At 64.6% G+C, this 21,122-nt stretch carries 16 protein-coding genes and 1 pseudogene; 7 read left to right on the plus strand and 10 right to left on the minus strand.

Going from position 1 to position 21,122, the window contains the following annotated elements; genetic code table 11:
• Positions 1–143, plus strand: a pseudogene (locus ACM43_RS11925) (flagellar biosynthetic protein FliO); the annotation flags it as partial.
• A complete protein-coding gene (gene fliP / locus ACM43_RS11930; protein ID WP_271540224.1) occupies positions 140–898 on the plus strand; it encodes a flagellar type III secretion system pore protein FliP in 759 nt (252 codons plus the stop codon). The pseudogene ACM43_RS11925 and the gene fliP, both read left to right, overlap by 4 nt.
• 189 nt (positions 899–1,087) lie before the next feature.
• Here the strand turns inward: fliP and ACM43_RS11935 are convergent, their stop codons facing one another.
• From ACM43_RS11935 to ACM43_RS11945, 3 genes are all read right to left on the minus strand, one after another.
• Positions 1,088–4,816: a tetratricopeptide repeat protein gene (locus ACM43_RS11935; protein WP_271540226.1), complete on the minus strand. Its 3,729-nt coding sequence runs from the start codon at positions 4,814–4,816 to the stop codon at positions 1,088–1,090.
• 207 nt (positions 4,817–5,023) lie between these two features.
• The gene (locus tag ACM43_RS11940; protein ID WP_271540228.1) at positions 5,024–5,929 is read right to left on the minus strand and encodes a tetratricopeptide repeat protein; all 906 of its coding nucleotides are present in this window, start codon (positions 5,927–5,929) and stop codon (positions 5,024–5,026) included.
• A gap of 64 nt (positions 5,930–5,993) precedes the next feature.
• Positions 5,994–6,644: a FecR family protein gene (locus ACM43_RS11945; RefSeq protein ID WP_157280800.1), complete on the minus strand. Its 651-nt coding sequence runs from the start codon at positions 6,642–6,644 to the stop codon at positions 5,994–5,996.
• A 369-nt stretch (positions 6,645–7,013) separates the two neighbouring features.
• Here ACM43_RS11945 and ACM43_RS11950 point away from each other — a divergent pair, with 369 nt between their 5' ends.
• Positions 7,014–11,102: a VCBS domain-containing protein gene (locus ACM43_RS11950; RefSeq protein ID WP_271540232.1), complete on the plus strand. Its 4,089-nt coding sequence runs from the start codon at positions 7,014–7,016 to the stop codon at positions 11,100–11,102.
• 21 nt (positions 11,103–11,123) lie between these two features.
• Here the strand turns inward: ACM43_RS11950 and ACM43_RS11955 are convergent, their stop codons facing one another.
• The 5 genes from ACM43_RS11955 to fliL form a co-directional block, all read right to left on the minus strand.
• Positions 11,124–11,321, minus strand: coding sequence for a hypothetical protein (locus tag ACM43_RS11955; RefSeq protein WP_157280801.1), 198 nt, complete (start codon positions 11,319–11,321; stop codon positions 11,124–11,126).
• Between the two features lie 597 nt (positions 11,322–11,918).
• Positions 11,919–12,680 (minus strand): MotE family protein, encoded by a 762-nt coding sequence (locus tag ACM43_RS11960; RefSeq protein ID WP_036013086.1) that lies wholly within the window; start codon positions 12,678–12,680, stop codon positions 11,919–11,921.
• A 9-nt stretch (positions 12,681–12,689) separates the two neighbouring features.
• Positions 12,690–13,136, minus strand: coding sequence for a DUF6468 domain-containing protein (locus tag ACM43_RS11965; RefSeq protein WP_074448249.1), 447 nt, complete (start codon positions 13,134–13,136; stop codon positions 12,690–12,692).
• Positions 13,133–14,335, minus strand: a complete 1,203-nt coding sequence (fliM, locus tag ACM43_RS11970; RefSeq protein ID WP_036027916.1) for a flagellar motor switch protein FliM — start codon at positions 14,333–14,335, stop codon at positions 13,133–13,135. The genes ACM43_RS11965 and fliM overlap by 4 nt, the downstream gene beginning before the upstream one ends.
• A gap of 19 nt (positions 14,336–14,354) precedes the next feature.
• The gene (gene fliL / locus ACM43_RS11975; protein ID WP_271540238.1) at positions 14,355–14,849 is read right to left on the minus strand and encodes a flagellar basal body-associated protein FliL; all 495 of its coding nucleotides are present in this window, start codon (positions 14,847–14,849) and stop codon (positions 14,355–14,357) included.
• A 382-nt stretch (positions 14,850–15,231) separates the two neighbouring features.
• Here fliL and flgF point away from each other — a divergent pair, with 382 nt between their 5' ends.
• The 4 genes from flgF to flgH are packed head-to-tail and all read left to right on the plus strand — an operon-like array spanning position 15,232 to position 18,708.
• Positions 15,232–15,993 (plus strand): flagellar basal-body rod protein FlgF, encoded by a 762-nt coding sequence (flgF, locus tag ACM43_RS11980; protein ID WP_128264476.1) that lies wholly within the window; start codon positions 15,232–15,234, stop codon positions 15,991–15,993.
• 16 nt (positions 15,994–16,009) lie between these two features.
• On the plus strand, positions 16,010–16,798 hold the full coding sequence (flgG, locus tag ACM43_RS11985) for a flagellar basal-body rod protein FlgG (RefSeq protein ID WP_036013098.1): 789 nt from the start codon (positions 16,010–16,012) through the stop codon (positions 16,796–16,798).
• Between the two features lie 10 nt (positions 16,799–16,808).
• Positions 16,809–17,939 (plus strand): flagellar basal body P-ring formation chaperone FlgA, encoded by a 1,131-nt coding sequence (gene flgA, locus ACM43_RS11990; RefSeq protein WP_271540243.1) that lies wholly within the window; start codon positions 16,809–16,811, stop codon positions 17,937–17,939.
• A gap of 4 nt (positions 17,940–17,943) precedes the next feature.
• Entirely contained in the window at positions 17,944–18,708 is a 765-nt protein-coding gene (gene flgH, locus ACM43_RS11995) for a flagellar basal body L-ring protein FlgH (protein ID WP_271540245.1), read from the plus strand.
• 134 nt (positions 18,709–18,842) lie between these two features.
• On the opposite strand, the gene ACM43_RS12000 is transcribed toward flgH, so the two are convergent.
• Positions 18,843–20,009, minus strand: coding sequence for a PcfJ domain-containing protein (locus ACM43_RS12000; RefSeq protein WP_271540246.1), 1,167 nt, complete (start codon positions 20,007–20,009; stop codon positions 18,843–18,845).
• A 321-nt stretch (positions 20,010–20,330) separates the two neighbouring features.
• Entirely contained in the window at positions 20,331–21,110 is a 780-nt protein-coding gene (locus ACM43_RS12005) for a 2-keto-4-pentenoate hydratase (RefSeq protein ID WP_157280807.1), read from the minus strand.
• Between the last annotated feature and the right edge of the window lie 12 nt (positions 21,111–21,122).

Genomic DNA, 21,122 nt, shown 5'->3' on the forward strand with positions numbered 1-21,122 from the left:
CGCCCGCTCCGGCGCGCGCCGCCCGCAGCGAGCCGCCGGCACCGCCCGCTGCGCCGGCGAAGCCGGCTGCGGAAAAGACCAGCTTTGAAAATCTCGAAGACGAGATGGCCTCCCTGCTCGGCCGTCCGAAGCCGTCTTCGTGAGCTTGCCCGCCCTCCCGCGTAGAGTTCTTTTCCTTTCTGTCCTGGTCGGCGCGGCTTCGCTCGCAATGCCGTCGCATGCCCAGGACATCAGCATCAATCTCGGCGGCGGCGCCGGTGGCGGCGGCGTCACCGAGCGCGCGATCCAGCTGATCGCGCTGCTCACGGTGCTCTCGATCGCCCCGTCGATCCTGATCATGATGACGTCGTTCACGCGCATCGTCGTGGTGCTGTCGCTGCTGCGCACCGCGATGGGCACAGCGACCGCCCCGCCGAACTCGGTGATCATCGCGCTCGCGATGTTCCTGACCTTCTTCGTGATGGGCCCCGTGCTGCAGAAATCCTACGACGAGGGCATCCGCCCGCTTGTCGCCAACCAGATCGGCGTCGAGGATGCATTCCAGCGCGCCTCCGTGCCGCTGCGCGGCTTCATGCAGAAGAACGTGCGCGAAAAGGACCTGAAGCTGTTCCTGGATCTCTCCGGGGAGGCGCCGCCGGCCACGCCCGACGATCTCGCACTTCGCATTCTCGTCCCCGCCTTCATGATCTCCGAGCTAAAGCGCGCCTTCGAGATCGGCTTCCTGTTGTTCCTGCCCTTCCTGATCATCGACCTCGTCGTCGCCTCGGTGCTGATGTCGATGGGCATGATGATGCTGCCGCCGGCGACGATCTCGCTGCCGTTCAAGTTGATCTTCTTCGTGCTGGTCGACGGCTGGTCGCTGGTGGCGGGGAGCTTGGTGCAGAGTTACGGGGGGTAGGGGCTTCGTTCGCTGCCGCGTCCTTTCCGCTCTCAGCGGCAGCCCCCGCTCTCTCCTCGTCATTGCGAGGAGCCCTTGCGACGAAGCAATCCAAACTGCCGCCGCGGAGAGACTCTGGATTGCTTCGCTGCGCTCGCAATGACGAGTTTGCGGCGCGGTCACGGGCCGCGCTTCGCGCGGCACCGAGCTCTACCGCGTCATCTTGATCTGCCGCACGACCGGAATCGTGGGCAGCGAGCCGGTGTGGTCGCTCGTATCTTTGGCCTGCGGCGCGCCGGGCGCGCGGGCGGTGGCGTCGGGGAAGCGCTGCTTCATCTCGCGCAGGAAGCCGTCGAGCGTGTCGACGCTGGCAGCGAGCTTGGCGATCTCGGCGAATTCGGCGCTGGAGGCAGCGGCCGGTTTGCTCGCAATGTCGAAGGCGAGACGGTCGGCGCTCTCGCTCATCAGCGGGGCGTATTTCTCGCGGAAGCGCGACAGGCCGATCGAGTCGTCGGCGAGGGCGTAGCCGACGGCGGCGCGGATGATGTCGCTCTTCTCGACCGCATTGAGCGGCTTGAAGTCGCGGAAGCGGTCTCCGTAATAGAGCTCGATCTGCTCGGCGGACTCGCGCCAGCGCCGCGCTGCCCAGAAGATGTCGGAGCGCAGGCGGAGCACCTCCCGCCCGGCGACGTTGGAGACGATGTCGAGCGCGAGATCATGACGGCCGACGTCGCTCTGCGCACGCGCCTCCAGCAGCAGGCGCTGCTGCCGGAGCTCCCCGGAGAGATCGCTGATGCGGCTGGCGCGCAGCGCGGTGATGGCCAAGTCGGGCTTGCGGTTGGCGAGATAGATCATGGCGAGGCGCGCGGCGACCTGGGCGCGCGCGGCGCCTTCGAGGCGATGATCGATCTGGTATTGCAGGAGCTCGGCGGCCTGGTCGAGCAGATCGATCGAGGCGAGACGGTCGGCGAGACGGCGGATCAGCTCGTCGCCGCGGCGGCCGATCGGCGTCAGCTCGCGGAACTCGTAGAACATCCCGAGCGCCTCGACCGGCGGCAGCTCGTCGCCCTTCGGCCCGAGGAAGAGCTGCGCGAACAGCTCGGAGGCGAGATCCTGCGCCTGACGCGAGGCTTCGGCGTTCGGCTGCAGCCGCGTCGCGGTGCGCGCTGCGGTGAGCGCATCGCGGAAGCGCCCGTTCTCGGCATAGAGGCGCGACAGCATCTGCAGCGTCTTGACCTCGATCGCATCGCCGCGCCAAGTCATCGACAGCGTCTCGAGCTCGCGCAGCGCCTCTTCCTTGCCGATCTCGTCGCGCTTCTGACGCAGCGCGATCTCGAGCTGCTTGGCCTCGGCCGCAGCCGGACGGTCATTCGAGGCGACCGCGAGCTTGTAATCGTCGAGCGCATCCTTGTCGTGGCCGAGCGCCTCGGCGAGCCGGCCGCGCAGCACGGCGAAGCCTGGCGCGGCCTCGGGCGGAACACCGACCACCTCGAGCTCGTTGCGGCGCTTGGAGGCGCCGGCATAGTCCTTCACCTCGAGGGATGCGCGCATCGCGTCCATCGTCACGATGCGCTGGATGTCGAGCGGCAGCGAGGCGATGGCGAATTCGACATTCTTGAACTTTTCGCGCGCATCGGCCCATTTGCCCTGGCGCGCATAGGCGAGCGCCTTCCAAAGTTGGGAATCGTGGCTATTGCCGATCGCAGGATTGGCGAGATCCTTCAGGCCCTGCGCCGGCCGGCCGATCAGGATGTTGGCGATCGCATGCATGATCAGCGCGCCGCTCTCCTCCTTGTTGAGCGGATCGCTCAGCATCACGTCGGTCACGGCCTTGGCCTCGTGATACATGGCGCGCGACATGTAGAATTGCGCAAGCTCGAGCCGCGGCAGCGAACGCAGCGCCGGCTCGACCGCCGAGATCGCCGTCATCAGCTCGCCCTGGCGCGCCATGAAGTTTTCCGACTGGCCCTTGCGCCAGCCTTCGGGACTGAAGATCGGGCGCACGGCAGTCGGCGCCCGCTCGGCCGAGATGTCGACCGGCGACAGGGTCAAGCCGCCCTTCTTACCGAGAATGACCTTGTCGGAGCCGACCTCGACGCCGATCTCGTCGGAGTTCGGCCGGATCGCGATGCCGTGCGCGGATTCCAGCAGCGAGAGATCGACGAGGTCCTGCCGCTTGATGAAGCCGCGCACCGGCCGCAGCGCGGTGACGACATAGAGCGTGTCGCCGGCATCGGGATCGGTGAGCTTGTGCAGCTGGCCTGGATTGGCGAACGGGATCGCGATATTGGCGAGCGCGGGATCGGTGATGTTGCGCGACATCATCAGCGGCAGCGGCGTCGCCTGGATCTTGTCGGCGAGCGTCAACATCCAGTTGGTCTCCTTGCCGACCTCCTCGCTCGTCAGCGAATAGACTAGCGGACGTGTGAGACGGATGCGCACCGCCTGTCCCTTGTCGAGCGGGACGCGGCCCACCTCGCCGATCATCGCGCCGCCCTTGGTGCGGATCGCCTCGACATCGACGGGTTTGGGCGTATCGAACACCAGCCACACGGTGTCGCCGCGGCGGAACGCCGCCGCCGGCGTTGCAACCTGAAGCGGGAACGTCACGCGCAAGCCGTCGCTGTCCCGGCGCACATCGACGCTGGCAATCGCGGGCGCGACCGGCACCTCCGCCGGCCCAGCCTTGCCAGCATCCTTGCCAGCATCCTTGGCAGCATCCTTGACCGGTTCCTTCGCGACCTCCCTGGGCGCCTCGACGGGCGCAGCCACAGCCGCCGGCGCCGGCTTCGCAGCTTCCTTGGGCGGTTGGGCCGCTTCGGCCGCGGGAGAGGCTGCCGGTTTCGGCGCTTCGGCGGGCGGCAGCGCGGCGGGCGCTTCCACCTTCACCTCGGGCTTGATGTCGATCCTGGCCTCGCGCGCGATCGTCTCGGAGGTCGGCGGTGGGATCTCGCGATGGGCGTCCTTCTTCTCGGCGGCGGGCTTTTCCGGTGCAGGTGCAGGTGCAGCGGCAGCGGCGGCCGCCGGCCCGCGACCGGCCGGCTTCATCTGCGCGATCGTCGCCTCGGGCGTTGCCGCCAACTTACCCTTGTCGGGCTGGAAGGAGACGTCGACGACGTAGTTCTTCTCGTCGCGGAACGAATGCACGTCGGCATCGCCGATCAGCGCGATCTCGACATTGGTCTGGTCGATATCGGATTTCTGCTTGATCGAGGCGACGTTCGGCGGCGCGGCGAGGACCGCGTCCGCCAGGTCGAAATTGAGATTGGCGTTGAAGACGAGCGTCAGCTTCTGCTCGTTGAGCACGGAGGAGACGCCGACCCCGTCGGGCATCTCGAACACGAAGCGCACGAAGGTCGGCTGCACCGAGGCGCGCACGCGGATCGGCGGACGCTTCCTGGACTCCGCGGCGGCACGCTGGGCGCGCAGCGCTCGCTCGGCCGCGCGTGCCCGCTCGGCAAGCTCCTTGACCACGTCCATGGGCAGGCTCGGCGGTGGCCCTTTCCAGCCCTCGGGCAACAGGTCGATGAAGGTGCGCTCGCCGGCGTTCATGGTGTTGACGGTGACGCGCCGCGCCAGCGACAGGCGGATGGCGCCGCCGTCAGGGTCGCGGCGGGCGGAGTTGACGTAATCGGGCGCGCCTTCCGGAATGCGCTCGACGGGAACATCGACGGGCCGGTCGAAGCGGATGACGAGGATCGAGCCCGCGGTCGTCACCTCGGAGGGAACGTCCTCGCCGAGCTTGATGACGAGACGGGCAAAGCCGCCACCGGCTGAAAACGTCGCCTCGCCCCTGATCGGATCGGCCGCCCGGCCGGGCGCCGCAAGGCCAAGCAGGAGACAAGCCGCCAACAAGGCCGCGGCGCGGGCGTGACGCGGCAAGCCCCGCGCCGATGCGCGGGCTCGCGACACAAATCCAGCGGCAGCCTCTCGCGCCATTGGCGGCATTTCTTCCGGTTCGGCGGGCATGCCGGCACTGGCGCCGGCCCGTGCCGTCGACTGTAGGTCTCGCCAATTAAGGACTTGTTAATGCTATGTCTTGATTTGCGCACGCCGTGCCGGATGGAGCGGGGGCCGGTCCGCCAGTTTGAATTTGAGACGCAGGCGGTTAAGCAGTTGTTAACGGCTGCACGACGTCGCGGCCTGTCAGTCCCTTTGCGGCACCCCATAGCGGACAAAGTCTTCGGCGATTCGGGCCTCGATCCTTCTGGCCGCCGAGATATCGCTATTGCCGCCCTCTGTGTCGCCGAGCTTGAATCTGGCGACCCCGCGACCGTACAGCGCGCTCGCCAGCTTGGGGGCGTACCGCAGCGCCGCGTTGTAGTCGTCGATAGCCGCGGAGAGTTGTCCCATTTTCAGATTTATCAGGGCTCGCGAATCGTATGTCGCGGCGTTACCCGCTCCCGATCGAAGCACCATGTCGCAGTCCTCCATCGCAGCCTGCAAGGCGCCAAGGACGGCCCGGGCCCAACAGCGTCCGCTCCAAGCCACCTCCATCTTCGGGTCAAGGCGAATTGCTTCGTCATAGTCCTGCGCTGCACGGTCGTACGCATTCCTCTTCAAGAACGCTGCCGCACGGTTGGCAAAGGCAGTGGCATAGTTGGGGTTGAGCTTCAGCGCCTCCTGAAAAGCGCCAAGGGCGAGGTCGTGCGAGCCCGTCCTCAGATAGGCCACTCCGAGGTTGTTGAAGGCTTTCGCATAATTCGGGTTAAGCCGGGTCGCTGCGACGAAGTCCTTGATCGCGCCTTCGTAGTCGGCTTTGGCGCTATGGGCATTGCCCCTGTTGTTGTGGGCGACGGCGAAGCCGTTTGTGCTCCCCTCGCCCGCATCGATAAAGGCCGTGCAGGCTTCGATCCGAGCTTCGGGCGAGACCCGATCTGACCCGTTACATAGCTCGATATTCTTGAGTGAGCTGCTCTTCTTCGACGTCTGCGCCAAGCCTGACGAACCGGACAGTCCAACGATCAGAATGAGCATCCCTGCCCTGATGACACTGGCCCGTGCGATTTTCACACCAAGCGCCGAACTCCGCGAGCGAAACGAAGCACTCATGTTGCGCCTTTCTGCCGGCCGGACGCTGCGCCGGCATCACGGCGGCTTCGATCGAGCAAACTTCTCAGCATCCCCGACAGATAATGAGCCTGCGATTGGCGCTTCGATCGGGCTCCGGCGCCGCGCCGGCCGGCGGCTTCTTCAGGAGCTTGCTTTTGCCCTCTTCGATCAGCGTCGAAAATTTGGCTGACCCGTCATCAGAAATCTCGATGTGCGGCGTCGTACCTCGGATCCCCAACGTGGCGACGGGCGTATCGACCTTCATATCGCCGGTCTTCGCAACATTGCCCGCAACAAAAGTGAACGTTCCCTTGGCAAGACTGAACAGGGTCGCATTGGACTTGCCGGCCGGCTCATACACATAGTGATCCAGCACGATACGGGCGTTGCTCGATAGATTGAACGAGCTGCCGTCGCTAAAATTTATTCCGACCCGGCCGTCGTCTCCGGTCAGCACCACGTCACCAAGATATACGGGATCACCCCTCTTGGCCCGGCCGGGCTCACTTGAGACATTCGCTTGAACGATCACTGCGCCCGCATGTTCGATCGTGACGGAGCCTGTGGCCGTCGCCACCTTCCCGATCGGTTTGGAAGACGAGTTGGCGTCGGCGGGCCCGGCGGAATCGACTTGCGCTTGAGCCGCACTCGGCGAGAAATTTAGAAGCGCCAAGACCAGGCCCGCCGCTATTGAGAATATTTTGGTTCTGCACATGATCCCCCCTTTCTCGAGAGACCTTGTCGGCTGTCGGCGGCTCCATTTTTTGAGTCGCGACGCGCAGCAACAACAAACATAATTCTTGTTTAATATGATTAATCGGCCTACTTTATCGCGGCGGTATGAAAACGCCACAAATTAAATACGTCTGGTTTCTCGATTTAATCACTTTGGCGGGAGGAATGCGCGAATGGCGGCACGCGTTACCGTCGCCGCGCAATGCAACTCTCGATAGCAGATTTGATATTTCGGCGGGCATGCCATCGGCTGCCAGCGCCCAGGATATTTGTCCTTTGGCGAGGGCCGCCCCGAATAGACCACGGCAGCACGCCGAGCCTGAATCGATCACCCAGGCGAGGTCGAGCCATGTCAGCATCCGACATCCAGGTTGGTACCAGGCCCGCAATGGCCTTGCCCGTCCAAATCATCGGACATATTCAGACAGTGATTGGTTGCGGTACGCTTACGCGAGCCAGCGGCATCGCCACACAGGCCGTAGCTGGCGCGCCTGTCTATCGGACTGACGTGATAGAGACCGATGCCGACGGACAGATCACAGTTCGCTTCATCGACGGTACTTCCTTCGACATCTCCTGCGGCACTCGCGTCTCGCTGAGCGCATTCGTGTTCGAAGTCGAAGGCGAGCCATCGACGGCCCTCCTCGACCTGACCCGAAGGAGCTCCACTTCAGCACCAGGCCGGCCGGCAGAAGCCCGGTCTCACCAGACGAACGCGTCAATTGCAGGCATTCGTGGCCGGAGTCACGCAGGCGGGTCCGGAATGTTGACGCTTGCAGCATTGACTTTCTCGCTCGGACGAAATGCCGAAGCCGCGGACCCGGACGTCACGCTCCTGGATGACGACTCCATCACTTACAAGGACCTTGCCCATGGTGCATTTGAGCTCGTAACCAAGGAGCGGATCCCGCGGCGCATCATCGTCGAAGATCCCGGCGAGACGATCGTGCTCAGGAAGGTGGGCTCCAGCATCAGTATCAATCAGGTCACGAACACGGCCGCTCGCATGGATGAGTTGCACGCCGCGCAACAGGACGTGCTCGCCAATCTCGAAGGACAGGGGCCGCATGGCTCAAGCACGCCTCCCTTCGTCAAAACCCAGTCGCTGCAGCCGATCAATTTCATTCAGCCGGATGCGCCCGCGCTGCAGAATTTGCTGGCGCCTGTGTCGCCATTCGTCATTCCCGTTTTCGACCCCATACCGCCGACACTCAGCACCGGAGCGGGGCCGACCGAGCTCGATACGGTGGTGTTTGATACATTCACTGCGACGAGCGGAATCTTCGCTGCCAGCAGCACCAGCGGCAGCGCCAAGCTGACCTTTGGCGTCATAGGGGCGACCGCCGGCGAGACGGTCCTCGGCGGGGTGACATACGACCTGTCAAAGCCCGGTCCGTACGGGACGCTCTACGTCAATAGTACGAGCGGCGCCTACACGTTCGTGCCTGACAGCATCGCAATCAACGCACTGAAGGCGCCCACGACCGACGGTTTCGTCATCACGGTTTCCGACGGCCTCAGTTCTGCGAGCCAGACGTTCACAATCACCGTCAACGGTGTCGACGACGCTGCAATCATCTCCGGCACCACGACCGGCTCGATCGTCGAGGCTGGCGGCATTGCCAATGGAACGCCCGGCACGCCGATTGCGACCGGCACGCTTTCCGATACCGACGTCGACGACCCACCAAATACGTTCACGGCCGTGAGTTCGCCAACGACGAGCACCGGCGGCTATGGCACGTTCACGATGACGGCTGCCGGCGTGTGGACTTACACCGTGGACAATTCGAACCTCGCAGTGCAGAGGCTCAATGCCGGCCAAACGCTGACCGACAGCTTCACGGTGACCACGATCGGAGGCACCCCCCAGGTGGTGACGATCACCATCCAGGGAGCCAGTGATGCAGCGGTCATCTCCGGCGACACGACCGGCGCCGTCATCGAGGCTGGCGGCATCGCCAATGCGAATCCCGGCACGCCTGCCGCGACCGGCACGCTCACCGACACCGACGTCGACACGATCGCAAATGCATTCACGGCAGTCGTCTCGCCAACGGCGAGCACGGCCGGCTACGGCACGTTCACCATGACGGCAGCGGGCGTGTGGACCTACACGCTCGACAACGCCAACAGTGCGGTGCAGGCGCTCAATGGCGGGCAGACACTGACCGACAGCTTTACGGTGACGACTCTGGACGGAACCGCCCAAGTGGTGACGATTACCATCCACGGCAGCAACGATGCTGCCGTGATTTCCGGCACAACCGCCGGATCGGTGACCGAGGCCGGAGGCGTTGCCAACACGACCCCCGGCGCGCCGAGCGCAACCGGCACGCTCGTGGCCGCCGACGTCGACAATGCATCCAATACTTTCACAACCGTGAGTTCGCCCAAGGCAAGCACGGGTGGTTACGGTACCTATACGATCACCGCGGCCGGCGCGTGGACCTACATGCTCGACAATGCGAGCGGCGCGGTGCAGGCGCTGAATGTCGGGGACGCACTCACCGACAGTTTTACTGTCACGACCCTCGACGGCACGCCGCAGGTGGTGACGATCACCATTCACGGCAGCAACGACGCGGCCCTCATTTCCGGCACCACGACCGGCTCAGTGACCGAGGCAGGAACCTTCTCGCCCGGCGCTCCCATCGCGACTGGCACGCTGACCGATACCGACGTCGACAACGCGCCGAATACGTTCACCGCGATCTCTTCACCGACCGCGAGCGACGACGGATACGGCACCTTCACGATGACCGCAGCCGGCGCATGGACGTACACCCTCGACAACAACAACAGCGTGGTTGAGGCTCTCGATTCCGGCGACGCCCTGACCGACACATTCACGGTGACCGCGATCGACGGTACCACGCAGACGGTGACCGTCGCCATTCATGGCGCCAGCGATGCTGACCCCAACGATTTTGACAACCTGGCCACCGGATCCGTCGTGATCTCCGATCCCCCGAACGTGTACGGAACTCCGGGGAGCGAAACCATCGCCGGTGGCGGCGACACGGGTCAGGTCATCTATGCGGGAGCCGGCAGTGATACGGTCAATGGGACCGGCAAGACGGACGTTCTCTATGGCGGCTCAGGCAATGACACGATCAAGGGCAACGATGGCAATGATGCCATCTACGGCGGCTCGGGAAACGATACGGTAAACGGCAACAACGGCGCCGATACCATAACCGGCGGATTTGGTGCGGACCAACTCACCGGCAGCAATGGCAACGATCGTTTCGCATATTTGTTCGTCGCCGATTCCCGCGCCGGTCAGTTCGACACCATCACCGACTTCGCATCGGGAGCGGACAGGATCGACCTGACCGCCTTTGGCGCGCTCGGGTTTGCCATCCTGGCGTTGAGCTCAACCAACACGACGGTGCCGCCACATACGATCGCCTGGATCTATGACAGCGCGTCGAACGAAACCATCGTGTACGTCAACTCAACGGACCAGACCCTGCACATCGGCGATTCTAGTCTGCTCGAAATCCATTTGCAGGGGGTTGCAACCGTCGATGCCTCGGACTTCATCCTGGCGCCAGCGGCGCCTGTAGTGGCGGTCGCCAGCGAGCTGACCGACCTCACCGCAACCCTGCAGAGTGATGCGGCCGGGGTAATGACGATCACTTCTGAGATCTCGTCCGACTCCGGAAACGGCGACGGCACGCTCCTCGCAGAGAATCCGGACATCCAGTCAAGCGAGCCGCTCCACAACCTAGATACGCCTTCGGACCAGATCGAACTAACTGAATATTCGAGCATCTCCAGTTCGGACCCGATGCAAACGCCCTCGCCCGAAACACTCCGCATTGTTGCGGTAGCTCCTTCGGGCAGCGGACCGTCTACGATGTCGCAATACGTCGCCGCACCGACGGAGGCCAGTTTTGTCTTCGACCACCTGGCCGGTCCCGACACAGCATCCCTGGCCAAAAGTGGCGCGATTGCTGGGAGTGGCCACATGCCTGACATTGCCATCGCCGCGCTGAACTTTGATCAGAATGCCGCCGAGCAGCACGCCGGGCGCGGGCTTGCACCGGGGAACAATGCCGGGAATCACGGCGCCTCGTCTCAAGGAAACGCCGACGAGGCGGCTCATGCCCACGGTCGTGCCAACGATGGAATAGCAGAGACGACGCTCAATCCGAGCCTTCTGAAGTCGTCGAGCGGAGGCGCCAACCATTCACTTGCGAGCGAGACGCAGCAGCTCGGCGACTCATTCAAGTTCAAGGATAACGCTCCGCAGGGCTCACAGCAGAGCGTGGTGCCGGATCATCTAGACCTCGCCGGTCATCCCGGCCACGCTGGAGGATTCCACGGGCTCGAACTGGCGTTCACGCCTGAACCATCTCCGCCCGATGTTGATCCGCCTCACGGCCCAAGTCCGGCTCACGGCCACGGCTTGCACGATCTGGTCTTGTGACGCCCCGAGCCAATGGGCTCTTCAGTGTTGCTTCCCGGCGCCATCGGGCGCCGAGGAGCTCTCTTCGCCAAGAGAAGATTGATCATCGTTGCCGGCCTCGCCATCCGGCGGCGCGGCATGCTGATGGCTTAGCGCGGATGTCCATGCGGATGTCATCGCCGCTATGAGCATCCGGTTGACGGCCTCGATGACGCGTTCTGCTGCGGACGAGTAGTTCATGGCCTCCTCCTGCGCTGCCGACTGCGAATGACCGAAGCGTAGGACGGCGCCTTGAGCACCACTGTACGCCACTTCACACCTGCGCGCGTCAAGTCATCGCAGTCCCGGAGGATGCCGCCTGCCCCGGCTGCATCCGCCACGGGATTCTGATTTCCACCTTGACGAGTTGCTGAGCGCGCGCTCACAACCTTCGGCTCGTTGCGGTTCGCGCGCGACTCTGAATCAGATGTGAATCTCGGCGATGCAAATCGCATTGGTTAGCTCTGGGGGTAATCAATGAGCGGAGAAGCCGGTTGCATTGTGTGTAGCAGAGCAAGAGCGGTCGTCGCGATCGTCCCGATTGCCAGAGGATATGCCCTGAAGACATATGAATGTGCCTGTTGCCACAGCACCCTGCAGCTCGTGACCCGCGTCTCAAAGGCGGCGCTGATCAAGCAGCAGGTCAATATCCTCGCCCAGATGGAGCAGCAGTTGCGCCCGCCTGTTCGCAGGGTGCAACAGGCCTTCGCGAATTAGGCGCACGAGTCATTTCGCTGGGCTTCAGTCGAACGACCGCGCGACAGCGCGCGGATTGAAAGCGCGTTTCTCCTCGAGCCCTCAATTCGGCTTTTGCGTCGGCTTGCCGTCGATCTTGGGCAATTCGCCGGCCGAGGCGGACTGATCGCCGCCGCCATTGGCGCGGCGGGCCATCTCGACGGTCAGCCGCTCGGCGGCTTCCGATGACATCAGACCCAGGATGTCCGACATCTTGCGCGGCGCGATCGCCGAGGCGATCTCGATCAGCACGCCCATTTCGAGCCGGTCGAACACCCGCGCGGCATCCTTGGGCTTCATGCCCTCGTACATGGTCACGAGGCCCTTCATGCGCTGGGCTTCGGCGGCCTTTTGCTCGGCCTGGGTCGCGGAGATGCGGGTTTCCACCGCCTTCATCTCCTCGACCTTGGTCTCGATGCGCTTCTCGGCCGACTTGAGCAGGCTTTCGCGGATGTCGATCTCGCGCTGCCGCGCCTCGATCTCCTGCCGCCGCGCCTGCAACCGTTCCAGGATCGCGCGCTCCGCGGCCGAGACCTGCGGCTGCCCCTCGTCGATCTTGACGACGGTGCCACCCTCCATCTTGGTCTCGGGCGCTGCCGGCTTGGGTGCTTCCTTCGGCGCAGGGGTCGAGCCGGTGATGTCGGGATCTTCGCGGCCGGTCGGGAAATTCAGGTTCTCTTCCGCCCAGGATTTCTTGCCCTGGTTCGGCTTGTAGTCGAAGACATAGCCGCCGTTGATCGCAAGGCCCGCCACCTTCAGCGTGGCGAGGCCGGCGACGGCGACCAGGACGACCGGAATGACGCGGATGTTACGAAAGGACTTCATACCCAGGCTTCATGCGGCAAGGCCGTTGGATCGTCGGCGCTCGGAGAAGGCTTCGGCGGCCGCCGCCACCGCCTTCGCGGACGACGGCTTGGGCGCGGGCGCGGCGACCGTCTCCGGATTGGTGACGGGACGCGCGGCGATCGCGATCTTGGACAGGCGCCGCACCACGTTGTCGGCCTCGCCGAGCTGCTTGTAGAGCTGATCCGACATCTGCGTCGCGGCGGCGAGCTGGCTGCCGAGGTTCTCGTTGACGTCGCGCACGGCGAGCTTCAGCCCGCCGATCGCGCGCTCGGCGATCTCGGTCGCGGTGATCAGCTCGGCGATGACGGCCTTCAGCGAATGCTCGTCCGCCTTCAGCCGCCTCAAGCGCTTGTTGAGCGTGACGCAGTAGACGATCGTCAGCATCAGCAGGATAGCCACCAGCGTCTCGATCGCCATTCCCAGGGAGTGGTTCATGGGGCCTCCATCATCTTGTTCTGCTCGTCCACCTTTTCGAACATCGCAAGTGTCGTACTTGGCTTGCGCAAGGGTTTCGTCACACGGATCGCGACGCGGTCGCCGACCCGGCCCATCCGCCCCTCGGTCAGCGTGACGTCGCCGCAACGCACGGTGACGTTGGCGTCGGCGCGCATGTCGAGCGGCAGCGTGTCGCCCACCTTGAGCCGCATCAGCTGCTTGAGCGGAATGTCGGCCTCGTAGAGCACGGCGTCGACCGCGATCTCGGCCTGCACGATCTCGGTGGCGAAGTGGCCCTCCCAGACCGGGTCGCGGCCGAACTTTTCGCCCATGAACATCTGGAGCAGGACGCCCCGGATCGGCTCGATGGTCGCGTAAGGCAGCAGCAGCTCGATGTTGCCGCCGCGGTCTTCCATGTCGATGCGCAGGCGCACCAGGATCGCGGCGTTGGCGGGACGGCTGATCGCGGCGAAACGCGGATTGGTCTCGAGCCGGTCGATCGAGAAGGTCACCGGCGACAGCGGCCGGAACGCCTGCTCGGCGTCGGCCAGCACCACCTCGACCAGCCGCTTGACCAGCTCGGTCTCGATCGTGGTGTAGGGCCGGCCCTCGATGCGCAGCTGGCTGGTGCCGCGGCGGCCGCCGAGCAGCACGTCGATCATCGAATAGATCAGGTTGGAATCGACCGTCGCCATGCCGAAGTTCTCCCACTCCTCGGCCTTGAAGACGGTGAGGACGGCGGGCAGCGGGATCGAGTTCATGTAGTCGCCGAAGCGCACCGAGGTGATGCGGTCGAGCGAGACTTCGACGTTGTCTGAGGTGAAATTGCGCAAGGAGGTCGTCATCAACCGCACCAGGCGGTCGAAGACGATTTCGAGCATCGGCAGGCGCTCGTAGGAGACCATCGCCGAATCGATGATCGCGCGAATGCCGGAATGGTCGTCGAGCGTGACGTCACCGACGGTGAAGCCGAGGAGATTGTCGATCTCCTCCTGGGACAGCACCCGCTCGCCGGAGTTCTTGCCGGTGCCGAGATCGCGGCTGCCGTCCTCGACCATGGCGGCCCATTGCAGGGCCATGGTCTCCGATAGTTCGTTCTCGGCGGCAGCCTTTGCCGCCTCGGCGGGATCCTCGCTATCGAGCGAGGCCTCCCACTGGGCGGCAATCGCATCCTGGTCGACTTGGTCGTTGCCCGCCATGATCCCTAGCCCGTCATGCTCACTGGACCACAACTTCCTTGAACAGCACGGCGCTGACCTGGATCGGGGCGACCGCCGCGTTGACGCGCTTGGTCAGCTCCTCCTTGAGGCGGAAGATGCCGGCCGAACCGTTGAGGTCGGACGGGCGCAGCTCGCGCACATAGGTCTGGAAGATGTCGGTGACGCGCGGCATCGTCGGCTTGATCGCCTCGATCTGCTTTTCTTCCTTCAACTCCAGCACGATCTTCAACCGCAGATATTGCACGCGCTCGCCGGGCGAGCCGGCGAGGTTGACCATCAGGTCGGGAACGTCGACGAAGGCAGGCGGCTTCGGCGGCGGCGCGGCCTCGGCATGATGCTCGGCATCGCCATGACGGAAGAAGAACCAAGTCGCAGCACCGCCGCCGAGCACGGCGAGCACACCGACGACCATGATGATGAGCTTGAGCTTGTTCTTCGGCGGAGCGGCTTCCGCGCCCTCGGCGGCTGCGCCGCCTTCCTCATTCTCTGCCATGGTTGCCGCGCCCGGTTATCTCTCAAAGGGGTCGAAAGAGCGAAGCCTCCTGGCAGACAATGACGCGATACGAATGCCCCAGCGCAATGCGCTCCTCTGATGCGCAAACGCTACGGTAATAATGGTTAACGGAATCTTTCGATTGGGCCGCCGCTAGGAAAAATCTGCCGGGCAAACATGGCTAACAGAACCTTTCTGCCGCCTGCTCCCGCCCCTCGAAAGGCGCCAACACATTGAAGTTACGTGATTTTCCTGATTGGCACGGCTTTCGCTGAGAGAGGCCCGAGACCTCACGGCTTGGGAGAGCCCGACGGTCTCGGTCACGGGGTCCGCCAGGCGCTTGGGAGAGCGAAATGGCAGATCCGCTCAGGGGAGATTTCCGATGCAGAACGCGCGTCTGATCGGCTTGTCACGGCAGATGACGTTGGAGCGGCAGATGGATGTCATCGCCAACAACGTCGCCAATGCCAACACCAACGGCTTCAAGTCCGACCATTCGCTGTTCGAGGAATATCTGAACTCGAACGCGCGTGAGGACAATTTCATCGGCCGCGACCGCCGGGTCTCCTATGTCCAGGACCGCGGCACGTTCCGCAACATCAGCCAGGGGCCGCTGGAGCCGACCAACAATCCGCTCGACATGGCGATCAACGGCGGCGCCTATTTCGCGGTGCAGGCCAACGGCGGCGAGTTTTATACCCGCGACGGCAAGTTCTCGCTCAACAGCACCGGCCAGCTCGTCACTGCCGACGGCAATCTCGTGCTCGGCAATGCCGGCCCGATCACCTTTCAGCCGACCGACCACGACATCAACGTCGCGCCCGACGGCACCGTCACGGTGCTCGAGGGCACGGCGCGGACCGACTCGATCCGCGGCAAGATCCGCATGGTCTCGTTCGACGATCCGGCCAAGCTGACCAAGCTCGGCGCCAATCTCTATGCCGCCGGCTCGGCGAACCAGCAGCCCGACACCAAATCCACCCTGCAGCAGGGCTATGTCGAGAAGTCGAACGTGAATGCGGTCGGCGAGATGACCCGCATGGTCGAGGTGATGCGCAGCTACGCCGCGGTTGCCAACCTGCTGCAGCAGCAGAGCGACCTCCACAAATCGGCGATCGAGAAGCTCGCCGACGTTCCGGCCTGATTGAAGGAGAACTGAGATGCAGGCGCTTCACACCGCAGCGACCGGAATGGCGGCACAGGAACTCAACGTTCAGGTGATCTCCAACAACATCGCCAACCTCCGCACCACCGGCTTCAAGAAGCAGACGGCGGCGTTCCAGGACCTGATCTACGAGCACGTCCGCCGCGTCGGCGCCCAGTCGTCGGACCAGGGCACCATCCTGCCTGTCGGCGTCGACATCGGCGGCGGCGTCAAGACCGTCGGCACGCCGCGCAGCATGACGCAAGGCACGCTGTCGCAGACCGGCAACGACCTCGATCTCGCCATCTCGGGCGAGGGCTTCTTCAAGATCCTGATGCCCGACGGCACCTTCCAGTACACCCGCGACGGCACCTTCCAGATGGACAATCAGGGCCGCGTCGTCACCGCGCAGGGCAATCCGGTGCAGCCCACTATCACCATTCCCAACAACGCCTCGGGCATCTCCGTGAGCGAGCAGGGCCAGGTCTCGGTGACGTTGCCGGGCTCAACCACCTCCTCGATCGTCGGCCAGATCGGCGTCACGCGCTTCATCAACAAGGCGGGCCTGCAGCCGGTCGGCAACAACCAGTTCACCGAGACGCCCTCGTCCGGTGCGCCGCAGGACGGCACCGCGAACACAGAAGGTTACGGCAAGCTCACGCAAGGAAGCCTCGAGCAGGCCAATGTCGACGTCGTCTCGGAGATGAGCGACCTGATCGCCGCCCAGCGCGCCTACGAGATGAACGCCAAGGTGATCAGCGCCGCCGACCAGATGATGCAATCGACCACGGCGCTGTTCCGCTGAGGTGATGACGATGATCCGCGCCACCCTCGCCGCCATCTGCACCCTTCTTGCGCTGGCCTTGCCGGCAGCGGCCGCCAACGATTTCATCGCCGCGCCGACGCTGCGCGCAAGCGTCACGGTGACCTCGGACGTGGTGCGGATCGGCGATCTCATCGACAACGCCGGATCGGCTGCGCTGATCCCGGTCTACCGCTCGCCCGATCTCGGCACCACCGGCACCCTGACGGTCGGCCAGGTGCTGTCGGTGCTGCGGGCCAAACAGGTGATCGGCGTCATGACCGGGGACATCAAGGAGGTCCAGGTCACCCGCCTCGCCCGCACGCTCGCGAGCAAGGATATCGAGAACGCGGTCGCCGCGGCGCTCGAGCGCCGCTTCGGCCTCGCAGACGCCGCCAACATCACCATCACGTTCGACCGCAGCGTCGCCGAGATGCGGCTGGACGCCTCCAACAGCGGCGCGCTGCAGCCGGTCGCAACCCGCTATGATGCCCGCAGCGGCCGTTTCGACATCGCCTTCGAGATCGCCAACGACGGCAACGCCGCGCCGACCAAGCTGCGCTTCACGGGCACCGCGATCGAGACGGTGGAGGTGGCCGTGCTGACCCGTGACATCGACCGCGCCGATCTGCTGAAATCCTCCGATCTGTCGTTGGAGCGCCGGCCGAAGGCCGAAGTCGCCGGCGAGCCTGCCTCGCGCGACCGCAGCATCGGCATGCAGTTGCGCCGAGCCATGCGCGCGGGCACGCCGATCCGCGCCGCCGACCTCGTCAGGCCCGACTTCGTGGTGCGCGACCAGGCCGTCACCATCATCTACCAGGTGCCCGGCCTCTATCTCACCACGCGCGGCAAGGCGATCGAGAGCGGCGCCGAGGGCGACACCGTCAGCGTGCTCAATCTGCAGTCCAAGCGCACGCTGACCGGCGTCGTGACCGGCCGCGGCCAGGTGACCGTCCAGGGCGCCAGCCAGTCCGCGCCGATGGCGCCGGCGGTCGAGCAGACCTCGTCGGTCAAGCGCGACGCCGTGCCGGCGGCCGCGGCCCTGGCACAGAGCCTGGTCCAGGCGCCCGCGTCCGCAGCCGAGATCGCCCAAGCCCAGATTCCGCAAGTTCGTCTCTCGCAAGCTCCAGCCAAGTCAGAGTAGATTCATGTCCACGTTCAGTTCGGCCTCCCGCCTTCGTCGCATCGCGATCTCTGCCCTGCTGCTGGCGACCTGCACCTTGGCGAGCGGCTGCTCCTCGATCGACCGCCTGTCGCAGATCGGCGAGCAGCCGAAGCTGTCGGCCATCGACAATCCGACCGCGCAGCCCGGCTACAAGCCGGTGCAGATGCCGATGCCCAAGCCCGAGGTCGCCTCCTACAACCCGAACTCGCTGTGGCGGAACGGCAGCCGCGCCTTCTTCAAGGATCAGCGTGCCCGCCAGGTCGGCGATCTCCTGACCGTAACCGTGAACATCACCGACAAGGCCAACATCGAGAATGACACCTCGCGCAGCCGCTCCAACAAGGAAGATTCGGGAATCACCAACTTCATTGGCGCCCAAACTATCACCCAGGCCAACAAGATCCTGCCGGGCCGCGTCCTGACCGCCGACTCGACCTCGTCGAGCGAGGGCAAGGGCAGCGTCGACCGCAAGGAAGCCCTGCAGACCAACGTCGCCGCAGTGGTGACCCAGGTGCTGCCGAACGGCAACCTGGTCGTCGAAGGCAAGCAGGAGATCCGCGTCAACTTCGAAATTCGCGAGCTGATCGTCGCCGGCATCGTCCGGCCCGAGGACATCCAGAGCGACAACACCATCGACTCCACCAAGATCGCCCAGGCCCGCATCGCCTATGGCGGCCGCGGCCAGATCACCGACGTGCAGCAGCCGCGCTACGGCCAGCAGGTCATGGACGTGCTGCTGCCCTTCTAAGCCCCTTCAAGAGCTCCCACATCGTGCTCGCGAACTAAAGGCGCGAACGACGATGTACTACGCGGTCCTCGCTAGCTCCCCTGGCGAGGGCCGCATGTATTTTGCCTGCGCCGCCGAAGCGGCGCAGGCTTCTCTCACAGCAGCATGATCCCGCGTGCTTGCGCCCATCGCTGGAGGATCTTGCACTCCTCGGCAAGCGGCGGGCGGTTCGCAAACCCGCGAACCTGAACCGCCCGGGAACGGGTATCAAGCTCGATGGTCAGCAGCCGCTGGACGTCACCCGAGGCACGGCGACGGAGCGACCAGATCGAGGCATGCCCGGCAATGCACTTCGTCGCGTAAGTGGCGACGCAGTGATGCATGCTGCGCGTCTCAGCCACGAGATCGGCTGCCGTCCTCAACTGGACCACAACATATTCTTCGCGCTTGGCCCGGTCCTTGGACGACTTGGTCCATGACCAGTCCGCGATCGCTGCACCGAGCCAACGGTCCTCGCTCTGCTCGGGGCCTGCTGCCAGCCCCCGCGCACGGTTTCGCGCCGCCTCGGCGCGACGGCGTGCGGCCTCGATACGAGCAATCGCATCGAGATCGCGATGCCATTCGCGCATCTGCCGCCCAAGCGAGACCAGAGAACGCCCCTTGAGGGTGTACTCGGGATCTCGCCGGTGGCAATCGGCGAGGTAATCATGGAAGTCATCCATGTCCTCGACCGTGGTGGGATGCGCGCAGAAGAAGCGCACCACCTCACGCCAGAAGCGATGCTGAGCGCGCTGCGTCTGCGTGATCCTGGTGCGCGCGATCCGCATCGCAACAGCGGGATCGGTCGCATAGGAACGCGCAATCGCCTGCCAGATCGCAGCTTCGAAGCCGACCTTCCCGAACGGATTGAGGAAGGCATGGACCTCCTTGCGAGACAGCCATTCGGCCGCACCGGCAGCGTAGAGCGAACCGCCGCCGGCCGCCGCGATGTACCAGCGCTTGCGCAACATGATCTCGTCGCGGCTCAGTCCCGCGCCGTCGATCCAGATCTGCTCCAGATGCTCAGCGACAGGGTAGCGCGCAAAGAGATAGCGAGCCGCGGCAAGACGAAGACGCGCGGCGTCGCGAGTCTTCATTCGCGGCTGCCAGGCCTCGGCATCGCGCACGATGTCTGCCTCGAAGCCACGCCTGGCCTCTTTGATCGCGTTCTCGAAATCCGGTGGAGGACGTGTCCGCTGCGACACATGCCTCAGCGACAGCTCGTAGGCTTCAACCCGCGTGCGCTCGGCCTCCCGCCGGCGCTGAATCAATGACTGTGCCATTGTCGTTCAACATGATTGGATGACTGTCAGCCGGACGCACTGAGAGCGTCGGCACGGAATGTGTCGATCGCCACAACGTACTCACGGCTGGTCTCCTCGTAGTTGAACGCGCAGGTTGAATGGGACGGGGCTCATAGACCCGATCGCCAGTGGGCGCAAGATGTCTCTGCTGATGGAGCCAGAAGCTGAACATCACGAGCGAAGCTCGCGACATTTTGGCAACGCAGCGACGTCACACGCCGTCATTGCGACGCGCAGCGACTAGCCCGCCGAAGCCTTGGCTCCTCACAATGACGGAGAGTGCCGATGTGCCCTGCCCACTCACGTGAACTCCGCCTCCACCACGCCCAGACCGTCCAGCTCCATCCGCACCTTGTCGCCGGCCTTCAGCCACAGCGTCTTCACCAGGCTGCCGGTGAGCACGAGCTGCCCGGCGTGCAGCCCCTTGCCTTCGGCGGCGAGATGGTTGGCCAGCCAGGCGAGTGCGTTATGGGGATGGCCGAGCACGTCGGCACCGGTGCCGTGGCTGACCTCCTCGCCGTTGACGATGGCGCGGCCTTTGACCGCCTTGAGGTCCGGCACCGAGGAGCGCAGGACCGAGGGACCCAGCACGCAGCCGGCGGCGAAGAAATCGTCGGCGATCAGGGTCGGCGCGCCCATCGTCTCCCATTTCACGTAGCGGTCGTCGACGATCTCGATCGCGGGATGATAGGACTCGACCGCCTCGCCGACCCATTCGGCCGTGAACGGCGCCTCGCCGGCGGCAAGGTCCCGCTTCAGCCGCACCGCGATCTCGCATTCGACCCCGACCCGGACATAATTGGAGGCGGCGAGCTTGGCGCCGCTGTCATGGACGCCCTTCTGGAACACGCCGCCGCCGCAGGGGTGCGGGATGCCGATATAGTCCTGCATCACCTGGCTGGTGCAGCCGATCTTGTAGCCGACGAGCGGCCCGACATGCGGCAGCAGCAGATCGTGCAGGGCGCGCTGGACCTGATAACCCTCGGCTTCGTCCGCAGGAGGCCGCTCCAGCGCCGCGAGCGGGGCATGGTTGCGGCGCGCCAGCGCGATCGCCTTTGCGGCTTGGAGAATCTTGTCCATCGGCGCCGCCTC

The sequence above is a fragment of the Bradyrhizobium sp. CCBAU 45321 genome (assembly GCF_028128975.1).
Classification (GTDB): Bacteria; Pseudomonadota; Alphaproteobacteria; order Rhizobiales; family Xanthobacteraceae; genus Bradyrhizobium; species Bradyrhizobium yuanmingense.